Annotated in this window: 11 protein-coding genes; all 11 read left to right on the top strand. The window is 37.5% G+C overall.

The annotated features are described in order from the left end of the window. Positions 1-2,331 (top strand): BamA/TamA family outer membrane protein (locus ACOVQ4_RS07915; RefSeq protein ID WP_421820113.1); only part of this gene is annotated, 2,331 nt, incomplete at its 5' end. Between the two features lie 161 nt (positions 2,332-2,492). After that, positions 2,493-2,744 (top strand): hypothetical protein, encoded by a 252-nt coding sequence (locus ACOVQ4_RS07910; RefSeq protein ID WP_095160665.1) that lies wholly within the window; start codon positions 2,493-2,495, stop codon positions 2,742-2,744. A gap of 130 nt (positions 2,745-2,874) precedes the next feature. Beyond that, positions 2,875-3,936: an NAD-dependent epimerase/dehydratase family protein gene (locus tag ACOVQ4_RS07905; protein WP_421820112.1), complete on the top strand. Its 1,062-nt coding sequence runs from the start codon at positions 2,875-2,877 to the stop codon at positions 3,934-3,936. Positions 3,937-4,437: 501 nt separating this feature from the next. Further along, a complete protein-coding gene (locus tag ACOVQ4_RS07900) occupies positions 4,438-6,303 on the top strand; it encodes a carbamoyltransferase (RefSeq protein ID WP_421820114.1) in 1,866 nt (621 codons plus the stop codon). Between the two features lie 12 nt (positions 6,304-6,315). Further along, positions 6,316-7,521, top strand: coding sequence for a hypothetical protein (locus tag ACOVQ4_RS07895; RefSeq protein ID WP_421820111.1), 1,206 nt, complete (start codon positions 6,316-6,318; stop codon positions 7,519-7,521). 33 nt (positions 7,522-7,554) lie between these two features. Beyond that, entirely contained in the window at positions 7,555-7,704 is a 150-nt protein-coding gene (locus tag ACOVQ4_RS07890) for a DUF5989 family protein (RefSeq protein WP_421820110.1), read from the top strand. Between the two features lie 127 nt (positions 7,705-7,831). Further along, positions 7,832-8,191: an SxtJ family membrane protein gene (locus tag ACOVQ4_RS07885; RefSeq protein WP_421820109.1), complete on the top strand. Its 360-nt coding sequence runs from the start codon at positions 7,832-7,834 to the stop codon at positions 8,189-8,191. 90 nt (positions 8,192-8,281) lie between these two features. After that, on the top strand, positions 8,282-9,238 hold the full coding sequence (locus tag ACOVQ4_RS07880) for a glycosyltransferase (protein WP_421820108.1): 957 nt from the start codon (positions 8,282-8,284) through the stop codon (positions 9,236-9,238). Between the two features lie 33 nt (positions 9,239-9,271). Then, positions 9,272-10,009, top strand: a complete 738-nt coding sequence (locus ACOVQ4_RS07875; RefSeq protein ID WP_421820107.1) for a glycosyltransferase family 2 protein — start codon at positions 9,272-9,274, stop codon at positions 10,007-10,009. A 199-nt stretch (positions 10,010-10,208) separates the two neighbouring features. Continuing rightward, positions 10,209-10,595, top strand: coding sequence for a hypothetical protein (locus tag ACOVQ4_RS07870; protein ID WP_421820106.1), 387 nt, complete (start codon positions 10,209-10,211; stop codon positions 10,593-10,595). An 86-nt stretch (positions 10,596-10,681) separates the two neighbouring features. Beyond that, positions 10,682-12,424 (top strand): hypothetical protein, encoded by a 1,743-nt coding sequence (locus tag ACOVQ4_RS07865; RefSeq protein ID WP_421820105.1) that lies wholly within the window; start codon positions 10,682-10,684, stop codon positions 12,422-12,424. Positions 12,425-12,602: the final 178 nt, after the last annotated feature.

Here is a 12,602-nt window from a genome sequence, read left to right as displayed (position 1 = left end):
CTAAAATATCCACATAAAAACATGATTCAAAAGAGTGCACTATATATTGGTCTAATTCTTCTACTAGCCAGCTGTTCGGTGACTAAAAAGCTCCCCGCTGGTGAAAGCCTATATACAGGAGCCGAAATTAAAATCAAGGCGGATTCAAGTATCAAAAAATCCGAAATTGAACGTGTAAGCACCGAATTAGCCGAATTTGTAAGACCCAAACCCAACACAGCCATCATGGGGTTTCCATACCGTGTGTGGCTCTATTATGTGATGGGCGAACCCCGCAAAACAAAGGGATTTAGGTCTTGGTTTCGCCGTAAATTTGGAGAGCCCCCTGTATTAGCTAGCCGAGGTGTTATCAATGCCAATGTCAAACAAATCAATGCGCTATTAAACAATGAAGGGTTTTTCAGAACTACTACTCTAGGAGACCTAGTGGATCAAAAGCGATTAGCCAAAGCCGTTTACACCGTCAATCTAAAGCCTCAATATCTCTTAGATTCAATTCATCTCGAAACGTATGCTGATACGAGCGTTTTTGGCAAGGCTTTGGTCAATGCCCAAAAGCGAACACTTTTGGTACGAGGAAACCCCTACAATTATGAAACCCTTTTAGCGGAGCGTAACCGTATAGAGCGTGAACTAAAACAGCGAGGATTTTATTACTTCCGCCCCGACTATGTGATATTTAAAGCGGACTCGATGAGTAAAAAAAATAAAGTGGATATCACGATTGAAATAAAACCAGATGTAGCACAAGTAGCAAAAAAAATATACTACATCAACGATATTCATGTAATTACCGATTATGGCGACACTCGAGTAGATAGCCTAAAGACAAGTTCGGTTTATTATCAAGGTATTGAAATCCAAGACCCTCTACACAAATACCGCCCAAAAGTATTTGCAGATGCTATTGGATTCCGTCATGGACGCAATTACTCAAGTCGTTTTCAAGATATATCCTTATCGCGTTTGATTAATCTCAAAAACTTTAAGTTTGTCAAAAACAAATTTGAATTAGTAACTCGTTCAGATTCGGCCTTGCTGGATGTATATTATTATCTAACTCCCCAAAAACATAAGTCACTGCAAGCAGAATTGAGTGGTTCGTCCAAATCAAATAACTTTAATGGTACCGATATTGCCGTGAATTGGCGAAATCTCAATTTATTTAAGGGTGCTGAAATATTTACGATTTCGGCTTCTACAGGGTTACAATTTCAAGTAGGTGGCGGTGCTAATTCGCTCAATAACTCTACTTATAAGGTGGCAACCTCGCTTACTTTACCACGTTTTGCCGTACCCTTTATCAAGTTTAATCCAACCCGCAATCAGTCTTTACCTTCTACAACATTCAACGTTAACTACGAATACATCAATCGTGGGGGCATGTATAGAACAACCTCCTTGAGCGGTTCGTTGGCTTATGATTGGAGTCAGAACGCTACACTTAGGCACACTTTTACGCCACTATCGATGAGTTATGTACGAACATTTGATTTTTCATTTGACTACATCAACTACATGCTCTTGTTTGCACCCCAACAATTGGGAACGATATTAGACCAAAACACCATTATCCCAAGTTCGATTTATCAGTTTTATTACAATCCACGACCAAGCAAGAGCTCAACTTTTGCGCTTTCAGGAAGTATTGAATTGGCTGGAAATTTGGCAGGAGCATTAGCCAAATCTGCGAACACAAGCGGAGAAGCCAAGACCTTATTTGGTGTAGGATATTCACAATATCTCAGAAGTGACCTAGATTTAAGATATAGCAAGACTATCAATAGCAAAATCAAATGGGCCAACCGTATTATGCTTGGCTTTGGGCTACCTTATGGCAATTCTAATTCGCTTCCATTTCCCAAACAATACATTGTTGGGGGAAGTAATAGTATCAGAGCATTTGTGGCAAGAGGTATAGGGCCTGGTTCATATTTGGCAACAGGAGATAATGCAACTACCTTTTTGGGTTCGCAAGCGGGTGATATGAAATTAGAATTAAATACAGAACTTAGAGCAAAAGTGAATGATTTTATTCAAGGGGCTTTGTTTGTGGATGCAGGAAACGTTTGGATGTACAAAGACGAAGTTCTTTATGGTTCAGATGGTGTTTTTACAAAAGATTTCTATAAGCAACTGGCTGTTGGTGCGGGGATTGGCCTTCGTTTTGATTTTACCTATCTGCTACTTCGATTCGATTTGGCAACACCCTTACGCAAGCCATACCTCCCTGAGTCTGAAAGATGGGTCATCAAAGACATTGATTTTTCTAAGTCCGAATGGCGGAAAGAAAACTTAATTTTGAATATTGCAATTGGACTACCATTCTAAGAATAGTACAAGTTTACTCAATTCTAAATGCTTGTAAGAGAATTGATATAGCATATTTACGAAAAAAGGTAGTTTAACTTGGCAAGAAACTTTTTTAATTAAAAAACTGGGGTTATTTTTGTGACCTAGTTTCTGATAACGAGTCAAATAAATACATAGCAATGAATCGCAAAAATATCTTAGCCATCGCAGCAGTAGCCATGTTAGCAGTAGCTTGTGACTACCAAAAAAACAATACTATCAAGCAAAAAGACCTACGTGCAGGAGATGAGTATGTGTACGGCGTTCACCCAGACAGTGCTGCACGTCAAACAAAAAACAAGTATACAGCTAAGCCAGAAAACGAAGTAAGAGCTGCAAAAATTCGTGAGAAATTGTACGGCCCTGCCGCTGAAATTACTCAAGGAAATTAGTTTTTGAAGATTTCAATCTTTTTTTATAGATGATAAAAAGCGTTGCGACTCTGTTTGTAACGCTTTTTAGTTGGAAGGCACCAAAACATTTTTTCTGCCTTATTGATTTAACCCCCCCTTTTTTAGAATTATGAATATTGCATTAGTAACAGGCTCTGCTGGCCTTATTGGTAGTGAAGCGGTATCATTCTTCTCTGAGAAATTTGACCTCGTGATTGGAATTGATAACAACATGCGTCAATATTTCTTCGGTCAGGAAGCTTCAACTGCTTGGAATCGCAATCGCCTAGAAGAACAATTCGCTAATTATAAGCATTATCAAGCTGATATTAGAGAAGTATCTCAGTTAGAGGTTATCTTCAAGGAATTTGGGGCTGATATCAAGTTGATTCTACACACAGCAGCGCAGCCTTCTCATGATTGGGCTGCAAGAGAACCATTCACTGATTTTTCAGTAAATGCCAATGGTACCCTCAACATGCTCGAAATGACTCGTTTGCATTGCCCTGAGGCTGTATTTATTTTTACGTCTACCAACAAAGTCTACGGAGACAATCCAAATTTCTTACCATTAATCGAAACTGAAACTCGTTGGGAAATCGATCAAAATCACCCATATTTCACAAATGGTATTGATGAAAATTTGAGTATCGACCATACAAAACACTCATTGTTTGGTGCTTCAAAAGTTGCCGCAGATATCCTTGTACAAGAATACGGTCGTTACTTCGGTATGAAAACAGGTATTTTCCGTGGTGGGTGTTTGACTGGGCCAAACCACTCTGGTACTCAGCTACATGGATTCTTGGCATATCTTATGAAATGCGCTATTACAGGTAATCACTATACGATTTTTGGTTATAAGGGTAAACAAGTTCGCGACAATATCCACTCTTATGACTTAGTAAATATGTTCTGGCATTTTTACCAAAATCCGCGCGTTGGAGAAGTTTACAACGCAGGTGGTGGTCGTTTTGCCAACTGCTCAATGCTCGAAGGTATTGCTATTTGTGAAGAAATCACTGGCAAAAAAATGAGCTATAGCTATTCAGAAACCAACCGTATCGGTGACCACATCTGGTATATCTCAGACCTCTCGAAGTTTAAGGAACATTATCCTACTTGGAACTGGAAATACGGCTTGAACGAAACATTACAACAAATCCACGACGGTATTGCAAGCCGATTATAATACAAAAAGGACTTAGGATTTACTCTTAAGTCCTTCTTTATTAAATCATTAAATCTCGATTTTATGCTTGATTTATCGTCAAAAAAACAGTGATTTGCAACCTTAAAGATTTGTAATTAAACTTCTGGAAGACTATATTTGATAAATTTGGGTGCCGTCATTTCTAATAATTTGAGTTGTAAGTAAATCTTTTTAGCCACTAACAGAAAAACATTTTATTTACAACAAAAATTTTTTTATAAAATAATACCCTTTATCAGTACTAAGTTTACTTCTTTTTATTTTTTAGCTCGACTCAAAAGAACACCGCCTTTCTGAATCAAAAATGCTAAATTTACGAAGTTTATCAATTGACCTCATTGCTGAAGTAGACAAAGCAAACGTTTGTTTTCTAGTATGAGTCAATTATCTACATTACAGTTCATTACCAATGAGATATATTCTTTTGGTTTGATGATTATTTTCCAAGTAACATAATAGGCCTTCATGGCCATTGTATTAATGAACATATTAGGTATTTCTGCTTTTTATCATGACTCAGCTGCTGCAATTACACAAAATGGTGAAATTGTTGCAGCCGCCCAAGAAGAACGCTTTACTCGTATCAAGCACGACCCGGGGTTTCCAACCCTTGCAGTTGAATATTGTCTGAAAGAAGCTGGTTTGAGTTTAGATCAATTAGATGCTATTGTATTCTATGATAAGCCCTTGTTGAAATTTGAACGTCTTCTCGAAACATACTATGCGTTTTCACCCAAAGGGCTTCTTTCGTTCTTAACGGCTATTCCTGTTTGGTTGAAAGAAAAAATGTTTCTCAAACGTATGCTTTACGAGGAACTCTTCAAAATAGGGAATTTTGATAAAAAGAAAGTTAAATTACTTTTTCCAGAACATCACCTATCACATGCAGCAAGTGCTTATTATCCATCTCCCTTTGAAGATGCCGCTGTATTAACAATCGATGGTGTTGGCGAGTGGGCCACTGCTTCTATTTGTCATGGTGTAGGCAAAAACCTTACAATTTTAAAAGAATTACAATTTCCGCATTCTTTAGGCTTGCTTTACTCTGCAATAACCTATTTTGCGGGGTTCAAAGTAAATTCTGGTGAGTACAAACTGATGGGCCTCGCACCGTATGGTGACCCCAATTCAGAACAAACCCTCCAGTTTGCCGAAATTATCAGAACCAAACTTATTACCATTTATGAAGATGGCTCTATTTGGCTTAATCAGAAATACTTCGATTATGCAACAGGCCTAAGAATGGTAAAAGATAAAGAATGGGAAGCACTATTTGGCTTCAAACGCCGTGAATCTGAGTCAAATCTCGAAGAGGTTCACTGTAACTTTGCACTGGCTGCTCAAATTGTTACAGAGGAAATCGTCATCAAAATGGCCAAAGAAGCGCAACGACTCACAGGCTCCAAAAATATCTGTTTGGCGGGTGGTGTTGCACTCAATTGTGTAGCAAACGGCAAACTACAAAAAGCCAATATTTTTGAAAATGTATACATCCAACCTGCCGCTGGCGACGCTGGTGGAGCCTTGGGTGCAGCTCTGGCTGGCGAGTACATTTATTTTAAACAGGATAGAAAATTAACACCAAATGCTTTGGACGAAATGAAAGGCTCTTATTTGGGCCCCGAATTTTCGGATTTGGACACAAAGCAAATGGCTCGAAAATATAAAGCTGAATATACCTACTTCGAGAATTTTGATGAACTAGCTGCACGTACTGCTCAAATTCTTTCGGAAGGTAATGTTGTTGGATGGTTTCAGGGAAGAATGGAGTTTGGCCCTCGTGCGCTTGGCGGACGTAGTATATTGGGAGATGCACGAAATTCGGAAATGCAGAAAAAACTCAATCTCAAAATCAAATACCGTGAAGGCTTTAGACCTTTTGCTCCTTCTGTTTTGGCTGAAGATGCAGCAGATTATTTTGAGCTTGATGGTTATTCTCCGTATATGTTGCTGGTGCATGGTGTACAAGAAAAACGTAGAAATCCACTACCTGCCAATTATCGTTCGCTGCCATTGATGGAAAAACTGTATTATTTACGCTCTGACTTGCCATCTATTACTCATATTGACTTTTCTGCACGCATCCAGACTGTTCATAAAGAAACCAATCCTCGATACTGGACATTGATTAATGAGTTTAAAAAACAAACAGGTTATGGAGTTGTTGTGAATACGTCCTTCAATGTTCGTGGCGAACCTATCGTATGTACGCCAGAAGATGCCTACAAATGTCTTATGCGTACAGAAATGGACTACCTAGTTGTTGGAAACTTCCTTTTCTCAAAAGTCAATCAACCAAAATGGAATGAAGGTGACGAGTGGAAAAATGAATTCAAACTAGACTAAACCATTGAATTTATGAACAGAAAATTAGCAATTCTTATAGCTATTGGACTGATACTGCTTTGTGTAGGCAGTACAAGTTTATTGCTTTTGGATTTGATAAAAGGTGATGGCAACATGGTTGTTGCTGGTATTCCGATGTTACCTATTGCCAAATGGAGCTTTATCATCGCTTTATTATGGGCTTTGTGGACGGGAGTAAAGTTCAAAGTAGAGGCATTATTAAATTTATTCCTTGCCTTTTTCATGACCATACTAGTTGTGGCTGTACTTGAAATAGGCTCAGGCTGGGTACTAAAAGCACAAGCAAACAAAGGACCTAAAATTGAAGGACCCGAGCATTCTATGGATATGGATCCAATTCTAGGATACAAACCCAAACCTAATGGTACTTATTCGGGAATAAAGAAGGTAGATGGTAAAGCGATTTACGACATTCGCTATCAAACTGATAGCAACAGTCTGAGAATAACACCCACAGATAGTTCCAAAAAACCAATTGATTTTGCTCAGTTTTATGGCTGCTCAATGACCTTTGGGGAGGGTGTTCAAAGTAATGAGACTATTCCGTTTTATTTTGGTCAATATACCACTAACTTTACTCCTTACAATTTTGCCTATAGTGGCTACGGACCACATCAAGCACTTGCTCGATTGGAAACCCAAGCTCCCTCACAAATTGTAAAAGAAAAGCATGGGGTCGGATTCTATATATACATCGATGACCATGTTAATCGAGTACTTGGTACAATGACCAACTTTGGTTACAACAGAGGAAATGCGCCCTATTATCATAATGAATCAGGAAAGCTTGAACATTCGGGGTTATTTAGTAATGGTCGAAAACTACGGTCATTGATGTATAGCATCATGTTGGAAAGCAATCTTCTTAAGCTCTTTAAGGTAGGGTATCCCTTCAAAATTACGAAGGATGATTATGCACTCACAGCCGATGTAATTGCAGGAGCTGCCAAAGCATTTGAGGTACAATTTCCAAGACAGCCCTTTTATGCAGTCATTTACCCAACTACCATAGATAGCAATCTTATTATAGGATTATTGAAAGAGCGTAATGTTAAAGTAATTGACCTTTCGAAATTATTTAATCCATTAGACCCTAGATATGCAATTCCTCATGACGAGCATCCTACGGCACTAGGAAACCAAGTATTTACGAAGGCTTTGATTCAAAAGATTAAGGAAGCCCAATTACCCAAATAACGCTTACACAACAGCATAAACTACAACAATACCATGGATTTTTTAACAGACTTGCTTAGCTTTTTGAAAGAGCGCAAAAAATGGTGGCTTTTACCAGTTATTATTGTCTTATTATTAATTGGTGTGTTAATTGTAATTGGTGGTGGTTCAGCCATTGCTCCATTCATTTATACATTATTCTAAGCAAAAGGCCTCTACGAGCAGAGCTATAATCATGGCATTATAGCTCTCTTGTATTTCTAAGGTATTGATTATAGAAACATTTTGCTCCTAGCCATTTTTGACTTGGAGAATCAAACTGCTTTATTTTATGAAAAGAGAAAAAAACCTTGAAACCATGCTGGTTATTACAGTAGGGTTGTTAGTATTATATGTTATTTTTAAGTCAAAAGCTTTACTAATTGCATCCTTAGTAATTGGTTTGACAGGCGTATTTTCAGATTTTCTTAGTGAAAAAATTACTTGGGTTTGGGGAAAGTTCGCCCTAATTTTAGGCAATATCAATGCAAAAATTTTATTGTCTGCCATATTCTTTGTATTCCTTACCCCTATTGCATTTATCTTCAAACTTACTAAAAAAGATAATTTACGACTAAAAGAAGGTAAAAACTCTGTTTATCAAGACAGAAACCATTTGTATGAATCAAAAGATTTAGAGAATGTTTGGTAAGTCTTCAAACAAATTTGTTGGTAATAGTGAAAAGAAAAACGAGAACTCCTCCTCGGCTACAACCTGTCTGTATTACAATTTAACAATATCATGCCCAATACCATAAAAATACTCATTCCGCTTTATAACGATTGGGATGCTCTAGAACTACTACTCGAACGAATCAAACAAGCCGTTGAGCCTAGTTTTTTTGAGCAACTATCCTTTGTAATCGTGGATGACTGCTCATCTATTCCTTGTGATATACATCGTTTTTCAGCTTATAAACTTGAGATTATCAGACTCTGGAGAAATGTAAGCCATCAAAAAGCAATAGCGCTTGGACTTGCATTCTTAACCAAAGAGCGTACTTGCGACTATATCTTGGTGATGGACTCTGACGGAGAAGACCGCCCCGAAGATATGGAAGGGCTTTTTGAAGCATGCGTAAAGACGAATCAAATTGTTTTTGCCAAACGAGCTAAAAGAAGTGAAGGACCCATTTTCCGTGTTGGATATCTGATTTATAAAGCCTTATTTTGCTTATTGACAGGAAAAGTCATTGAGTTTGGAAACTTCAGCATTCTTCCTTTCGAACATGCCAAGAAGCTAGCCTACGTTTCCGAAATATGGAATCACTTTCCTGGCGGAGTTATCAGATCAAAATTGCCCTACAGCTCTATACCAATCATTCGGGGTACAAGGTTAGCAGGTAAGTCAAAAATGAATTTGGTATCCCTGATTTTACATGGACTGAGTGCCATCTCTGTATACCTCGATACTGTTGCCGTTCGGATTGTTCTGAGCTCCTTGGTGCTAGTAGTATTATCTATTTTGGTCGCACTGGTAGTTACGGTTATTCGACTGACGACGCCTTACGCATCGCCAGGTTGGGCCACTACACTGGTATCAACTTCTATTATTGTAATTTTACAGGCATTTTTGAGCTCCTTGTTTTTGGTATTTACGGTATTAAACTACAGAACTCAAAAACATTTTGTCCCAGCCTTAGAGTATCACGAACTGATTCAGCAAGTTGATGCTACTGAATTAGTAAAAAATAGCTAATATTCTCATCACTTGCCCAATTAATATCCCAAAATGAAATTAAGTGTTGTTATTCCCGCATACAATGAAGAGGAGTCAATTCCTGAAACGCTTAGAACGCTGTATGCCACACTCAAAAAATATAATATAGATCACGAAATTTGTGTAACCAACGATAATTCAAAAGATCGTACAGAAGAGGTATTGAAATCTCTCCAATCAGAAATACCTACTTTAGTGTATTTTACCAACAAAGGTCCCAATGGCTTTGGATATGCAGTACGATACGGACTAGAGCGTTTTTCGGGTGATTGTGTCGCTGTTATGATGGCCGATATGTCAGACGACCCTGAAGATTTGGTGAAATATTATAATACCATGGTAGCTCAAAATGTGGATGCCGTGTTTGGAAGTCGTTTTATAAAAGGCGGTAAAGTTTACGACTACCCCAAACTAAAACTCTTTATCAATCGTGTGGCTAACTTCATTGTAAAAATAACTACGGGTATCAAAACCAATGATACCACAAATGCATTTAAGCTATACAAACGTGAAACTATTGAAGGAATAAAACCCTTTTTATCGCCTCATTTCAACCTTACCGTTGAGTTGCCTTTAAAAGCCTACGTGCGTGGTTACTCTTATGCGGTTGTCCCTAATAGTTGGACTAATCGTAAATACGGAGAGTCAAAATTAAAGATTAAAGAAATGGGAAGTCGTTATTTCTTTATTTTGTTGTATTGTATGATTGAGAAGTATTTCTCAAGAGGCGACTACATGAAGAAATCATAATCAAGAGTCATTGTTAATTGAGTGATTGTTTCAATACCAGTAAAATCTAGTTTGGTTTCATCAAAAAAGCGGTCAGGAAATATTTTCTGACCGCTTTTTTGATGAAAATTTGGAATAACTCATACTTTATTTATGTAAAAACAACGCTTGCAAAGCACTTAGCTGAAATAGTGCATAGGTGAGTGTTACTCCCCAAAATATGGCAAAAATGCTCATTGTTACCAATATTCTCAGCACCGATACCCTAAATGATAACGCCAATAAAGTACCTCCTATTGGGGTAAAAAACAAGGGTGTAAAGCATGATATTCCCCAAATACCTACTCTTCTCCATAACTTCACCGCAAATCTTGTACGACGAGAAAATAGCTTTGCAGGAGTTTTTCTATATTTTTGTATCAGGCTACGCACACTTGTTCCGATTACCAAAACACAAACAACGGTAATCATCATTCCTAAAATGGTGCAAATGGCGGTTTCCCACCACGTCAATTCTAGTATTAGTCCAGCAATAGGACCATTCAAAAACTTAATTGAAGTGGCCACCATTACCGCAAAATATTTCCCTATGGCCATAGCAATGTAGCAATTATGATTTGTGACAAAGTTACAACGCTATCGTCATTTGTTTTATATAAACATTAATCTTGTTAAAAAAAACAAGCCTTGCTTATGTTCTCTAAACGCCTTTGGGGGTTAATCTTGTTTATCTTACTCGTTATTGATCATACTCAAGCACAAAGTGTTTTTGTACCGCTCAATACAGACTACTATGATTTGCTTGATAGATATGAAATCAAATATGGTCGATTTTCTAAAACTTTTCACACTGGTATAAAACCCTATACCCGCAGTGATGTAGCGCAATTTGTAGAAACAATTGCTCAAGACCCCAATCTCAAGGCTGATTATATTGATCAATATAACTTCAAGTACTTCTTGAATGATAATTGGGAATGGATTTCGACTCCTCCTGATAGCAGTAAATCTTCACTATGGAAGTACTTCTATAAAAAGCCTTCGGATGCTTATTCAATACATAACAATGATATTGATTTGCACATCAATCCAGTCATGAATGTGCAGATTGGTGCGATATCAGGTGGGAATCAGTCTTTTTATTCCTTAAATACCCGTGGCATCGAGATTAGAGGAATGATTAACGAAAAGATTGGTTTTTATACCTATATGACCGATAATATTTCCAGAATTCCTGATTATATCAAAGCATACGCAGATTATTTTAATCAAAATACCCCAACCACCGCTACGCAAATTGCAGGTATGCCTGGCGAAGGGCTGACCAAGTATTTTAAAAAAGACCCTCTAACGACAGACTTCTTTTCGGCAAGGGCATATATAACCTTTCAGGCCACCAAAAATATAGGTATACAATTTGGGCATGATAAAAATATTATTGGAAATGGATTTCGTTCGATGATTCTTTCTGATAATGCAGCACCTTATTTATTCTTAAAACTTACCACCAAAATTGGGGCATTTCAGTACCAAAACCTTTTTGCAGAGCTCATCAATCCCGGTCGTATCTCGCCCGATCAAGTTTTTCCTAAGAAATACATGGCAATGCATCATTTAAGTGTCAATATTTCTCCAAAGCTCAATATTGGCCTTACCGAAAGTGTAATTTTTAAAAGAGATAGCACTAATGGATTGGGTGGATTTGAATTAAATTATCTTAATCCTGTTATATTTTATCGTTTTGTAGAAAGCTTTCAGGGAAGTGGCGACAACGCCTTAGTCGGATTAGATTTTAAATATAATTTTGCTAAAAAATTCTCTGTTTATGGACAATTTATGTTGGATGAATTTATTATTAAAGAGATTTTTGCTAATACTGGCTCTTGGACAAACAAATACGGTACACAAATAGGACTCAAATATATTGATGCATTTGGCATAAACCACCTCGACTATCAAGGCGAATACAATATGGCTAGACCATATACCTACAGCCATAGCTATACAGGCTTGAGTTATTCACATTATAATCAGGCATTGGCTCATCCTTTGGGTGCCAATTTTTATGAATGGACTCATACAGTAAGATTTCAGCCTATGCCAAAACTACAATTAGTAGGTAGATTTGTTTTTGCCAGTTACGGCGACGATAGCAACGGAACAAATTGGGGACGTAATATATTGTTAGATTATAACTCCAGAAGTAGATGGGTTTTATATAAAGACAACCTAGGTAATACGTTGGGGCAAGGCGTGGCTACCCAAAGTACTACTGTTGATGTTAGAGCTTCTTATCAGTTTAAACATAACTTTTTTGTTGACTTACACTATCTCTTGAGAGATTACAAAAGCCAACAAAGCTCCCTCAATAATGTGACAAATTTATTGTCTATTGGCCTTCGTTGGAATACATCTGATAGAGGACAATATTATTAGCAATTTGCGCCATTCCAACTTGTAATGATTACATATTGTTGTTGAGTAATCGTGCGTGCAAAATTAAATTTAAGTTAGGTGTTTAGGCAACGGGCACAAGGCAAAGAGTGTTAAAATGTTTTAATAGCTACAGTCATGCTTTTTTCCAAAGCACAATCTTAAATTTTATTTTGCCTAC

Source organism: Flectobacillus sp. (assembly GCF_049240685.1).
In the GTDB taxonomy this organism is placed as follows: domain Bacteria; phylum Bacteroidota; class Bacteroidia; order Cytophagales; family Spirosomataceae; genus Flectobacillus.
Note: the sequence above shows the minus strand (reverse complement) of the source record. Positions and strands in the feature narration are given on the sequence as shown.

Excerpts from the sequence above, each read along its gene's own strand:
- ACOVQ4_RS07910 (WP_095160665.1), top strand. The coding sequence starts at position 2,493 with ATGAATCGCAAAAATATCTTAGCCATCGCAGCAGTAGCCATGTTAGCA.
- ACOVQ4_RS07905 (WP_421820112.1), top strand. The coding sequence starts at position 2,875 with ATGAATATTGCATTAGTAACAGGCTCTGCTGGCCTTATTGGTAGTGAA.
- ACOVQ4_RS07900 (WP_421820114.1), top strand. The coding sequence starts at position 4,438 with ATGAACATATTAGGTATTTCTGCTTTTTATCATGACTCAGCTGCTGCA.
- ACOVQ4_RS07895 (WP_421820111.1), top strand. The coding sequence starts at position 6,316 with ATGAACAGAAAATTAGCAATTCTTATAGCTATTGGACTGATACTGCTT.
- ACOVQ4_RS07890 (WP_421820110.1), top strand. The coding sequence starts at position 7,555 with ATGGATTTTTTAACAGACTTGCTTAGCTTTTTGAAAGAGCGCAAAAAA.
- ACOVQ4_RS07885 (WP_421820109.1), top strand. The coding sequence starts at position 7,832 with ATGAAAAGAGAAAAAAACCTTGAAACCATGCTGGTTATTACAGTAGGG.
- ACOVQ4_RS07880 (WP_421820108.1), top strand. The coding sequence starts at position 8,282 with ATGCCCAATACCATAAAAATACTCATTCCGCTTTATAACGATTGGGAT.
- ACOVQ4_RS07875 (WP_421820107.1), top strand. The coding sequence starts at position 9,272 with ATGAAATTAAGTGTTGTTATTCCCGCATACAATGAAGAGGAGTCAATT.
- ACOVQ4_RS07870 (WP_421820106.1), top strand. The coding sequence starts at position 10,209 with ATGGCAAAAATGCTCATTGTTACCAATATTCTCAGCACCGATACCCTA.
- ACOVQ4_RS07865 (WP_421820105.1), top strand. The coding sequence starts at position 10,682 with ATGTTCTCTAAACGCCTTTGGGGGTTAATCTTGTTTATCTTACTCGTT.